Genomic DNA, 3,985 nt, shown 5'->3' with positions numbered 1-3,985 from the left:
CGTCGTGCCCGGCGGCATGCTGCGCGTTCTGCGCGCCCTGCGTATCATGGTGCTCCACACCCGTATCGTCGGCCATTGCGGACAGGGGCGCGCTGAAGGAATTGGCGGGGTCGTGCAACTGGTCGACAAGCTCCGGCGGCTCAATGGCAACGCCCTCGGCGTGCAAGTTCCACAGGGTGTCGTTGAATTCCGCCAGAAAATCCGGGGGCAGGGTTGCGACGTCCAGTCCGTCAAAGGTTATGCCTCTCATGCCGTTGGCGATAAGATCGTCAGAGCCGATGTCGTTGAGCCAGTCCCCATACTGGCTGACAAAGCTTTCGGCATCGGGCGCCTGAAGTATGAGCGTGTAGGTTCCGGCGCTGGCGCCGATGCCCTCGGTCTTGACGTTGAGGCTGCCCGGCTCAACCGCGCCGTTGAGGGTGAGGGTGTTGTCGCCACGGCTCAGGTTGATCTCATTGCCGTTGCCCTTGATGTCACCGTTGATGATCACACTGTCGTTGCCCGCACCGGTGGTGATAATGTTTTGACCGCCGTTTTCGGCCTGCATGGCGATGCCCTGGCCGTTGTTGGCATTCAGGGTGATGCTGTCGCCCGGGCCGCCCGCCTTGGAGCTGCCAGTGATGTAGTTTACGGAGTTGCCGCCATCGGCCCACATGGCAATAGCCTTTTCGGCACTGTCCGCTGTGGCGGTAATGGTGACGGTCACCGGGCCGCTGCCGGGCTGTATGAGATTGATGCCGCCGTCTGTGGCAGCCATGCCATAACTGTTGCTGCTGCCGTTGGCGGTAACGTCCACCTCGCCGCCGATGGCCTTGATGGTATTGGAGCCGCCGTTGGCGGCCGCCATGCCGTATGCGCTGTCGCCGCTGCCGGCAATGCTCACATCGCCGCCGTTGGTGGTGATGACATTCTGGCTCCTGTTATCGGCAAGCATGCCGTAGCCAATGGCGGATACGCCCAACTCGCCACCGGCAACATGCACATTGCCGTCCTGAGTCTTGATGGCATTGCCGCCAGCGCCGGAGCTGCGCATGCCGTAGGCCGTGCCGCTGCCGCCGGCGGTAACGGTTACATTGCCGGTGGCGGAGGTGGTGATGCTGTTGGAGCCGGACTCGGTGGTCATGCCCTGGCTGCTGTTGCTGCCGCTGGCGGTAACAGTCACATCGCTGCCTGCAGTGATGATGTCGTTGCGCCCGGATGTCGTGGCATACATGCCGTAGCCATCGAGGACGCTGTCGGCGGCAATGTTCACCTTGCCGCTGTCAGTAGTGATGGTGTTGTGCCCGGATGTCGCGCTGGACATGCCGTAGTCGCTGCTGGTCAGGGTCACATTACCTGTTTTTGTGCTGATGACGGCGTCAGCGTAGCTGATGGCAGACATGGCTGTGGCGGTATTGCTGGTGCTGCCTGTGGCGGTAACGTTTACATGGCCACTGCCGGTTTTGATGGAATTGTTGGCGTGGTCTGAGCTGCTTACGCCAAGGGCCGCGCCAGAGCCTCCCCTTCCCTCGACAGTAACATTCACGTTGCCGCCTGCATTGATGGTGCTTTGGGCATAACTGCCGGCGTACACGCCCGAGCTGCTGCCGGTAACATCTACGTTGCCGCCTGCATTGATGATATTGCTGCTGTCTGACGTGATGGCGGCCATGCCGCCGCTGTCGGTGTTGCTGTCGCCCATAACAGTCACATCGCCGCCGGCGTTGATGGTATTGCTGCTTGAAAACGCGGAATACATGCCGTAGGAGAGCTGTGCTCCGCTGCCGCTGATGGTCACATTGCCGTTATCAGCGTTGATGGTATTGCTGCCGTCACTCTCGGCACTCATGCCTTTGCCGTCGGCGTATACACTGTGGGCGGAGATGTTCACATCGCCATTTTCAGCATTGATGACATTGGTCCCGGATATGCTCGCGTTCATGCCGGAAGCGGCGTGGCTCGCGTTGCCGGTAACGTTTACATCGCCGTCCTTTGTGGTGATGGTGTTGCTGCCGGAAGAGGCTGCGCGCACGGCGTCGCCTGTCATGTATCCTTTGGCGGTAACGGTTATGTTGCCGCCTTCGGAGGTGATGGTGTTGCTGCCGCTACCGGCGGCGTTCATGCCTTGGGCATCGCTGTATGCAGAGTTGGTGGAGACGTTCACATCGCCATTGCCAGTGTCTATGGCATTGGTCGAGGATGCGTACGCGCCCACGCCGGTAGCAACATAGTCCGCGTTGGTGTTCAGCGTCACATTGCCGTTCTCGGCGGTAATGGTATTCTTGCCGGAACTGGTTGCGAACATGCCCTCGGCGTATGAGGAGCCGCTGGTATTAACATTCACATCGCCATTGGCCTTGATGGTATTTACGCCGCTGAAGGCATAGATGCCCTCGGCGGTGCCCCCGCCAGTGGCGTTCACGGTCACATTGCCATTGCCGACGTCTACGCTGTTTTCTCCCGAGTTGGCTGACATGCCGGTGGCGCTGTCTCTGGTGCTTGTGCCGGTGTTACGGGCGTCGATGTTTACATTGCCCTCAGTCGTGCTGATGCTGTTGCTGCCCGCAGCCGCGGACATGCCAATGGCGGTTTTTGCGGTACTGGTGGCTGCAATGTTCACAGTGCCGCTTCCGGTAATGCTATTGTGCCCGTCGGGCGCATCGTTTGCCTGCATGGCATGGGCGCTGTAGCCGCCGGTTGCGGAGTTGCTGGCAGCACTGATGTTGGCAGTTCCGCCTTCCAGGTGCAAAATGTTGCCGGCAGTGCTCTTTTCGTCACTGCTTGCGTACATGGCGTAGGCATCGCCTTTGGCCGCAGTTGCTGCCACCGTGATGTCCTGGCCGGTGATCTCGTTGTTTCCCGCAGCAGTCGTGGAGCTGTCGGAGTTGGCGTACATGCCCCAGGCGGTTCCGGTTCCCTTATTGTCAGCGCTCACGGAGACTTGTGTGTCGGCGGTAACCTGGTTGAGTCCGGCATTGCTGTACATCCCGTACGTATCGCCTGTCTGAAGGGTTTGGGCCGTAATGGAAACTTCGCTCCCGGTAATGAGGTTTGTGGAATGCCCACCGGGTATATGGTTTTCAGCAAAAACACCCGTGGCGTTGTTACCCCTGGCCTGGATGTCTACCTGCCCTATAGCGTCGATGGTATTGGTGGAGTTGTTGCCCGCATGGACGCCGTAGCTTCCGACCCCTGTACTTTGCGCCGCAATGGAAACATTTCCGCCCTCAATGTTCGTAGCCGCGGTGCTGCTCCGGTTGGCATCGGTAAACACACCATAGGCCGTAGCCGAGGGATCGTTGGCATAAGCAGCGATATTTATGGAGCTTTCGTAGCCGCCTCGAATGGAAGAGGAGGCCGAGCCGCTGTCATCTGTGGCAAGCCCGTAAGCAGAACCGGCGTCGTGGTTGGCGGTGATGCTGACTTCGCCCCTGTCTGAGGCGGCGATGTCGATGGTTGAATTGAGCACGCCAATACTGTTGAGGCCGTTGCTGGGGTTGGGCTTGTCAATATCCACCTGATTGTAGCTTGAGCCGCCAAGAGTGATCTTGTCTTCGGCTACTGTTTTGGAGTCGGTGGAGTACCATTCGGCCTTGAGGTCAGTGCCAAGCTGGGCGCGCTCCTCCTCGGTGGCGGCATCGTAGTTCTGACCAGCAGCGCCGCCGGCCACGAGCAGCGGCATTTTATATGTCGTGCCGTCAACGGAAATAAGCAGCATGTCCGACGCCAGCGTGCCGTCCTCCAGCGCGGCAAGCCCGGCGGGGGTAAGTTCCACAACTATTGAGCTATCCGTGGCAACTCCCACGAAGGAAAAATATGTGTTGTCGCCTTGAAATTCGATATCGCCGATCCTGCTTGAGTCCGTAACAAGATTGCCGTCCTGATCCACGGCGTAGAAGGAGAAGAAGCTGTTTTCAGCGCCTGTGACAATAAGCCGCGTGTGATATGAGTCATCTGTTTCCGGTCCCGAGCCGCCATCGCCGGGGCCGCCATCGCCGCCCGCAGC

The 3,985-nt window shown here is 59.5% G+C and carries 1 protein-coding gene; it reads right to left on the bottom strand.

The genetic code is table 11. The features are described from left to right. Positions 1-3,985, bottom strand: a 3,985-nt coding sequence (locus tag V6C07_RS05520; protein ID WP_442891924.1) for a beta strand repeat-containing protein, incomplete at both ends; no start/stop codon positions are given.

Origin of the sequence: Desulfovibrio sp. 1214_IL3152 (genome assembly GCF_036763055.1) — a bacterium.
In the GTDB taxonomy this organism is placed as follows: domain Bacteria; phylum Desulfobacterota; class Desulfovibrionia; order Desulfovibrionales; family Desulfovibrionaceae; genus Desulfovibrio.
The sequence above is the reverse complement of the archived record's forward strand: the minus strand, read 5'-3'. Positions and strand labels throughout refer to the sequence as shown.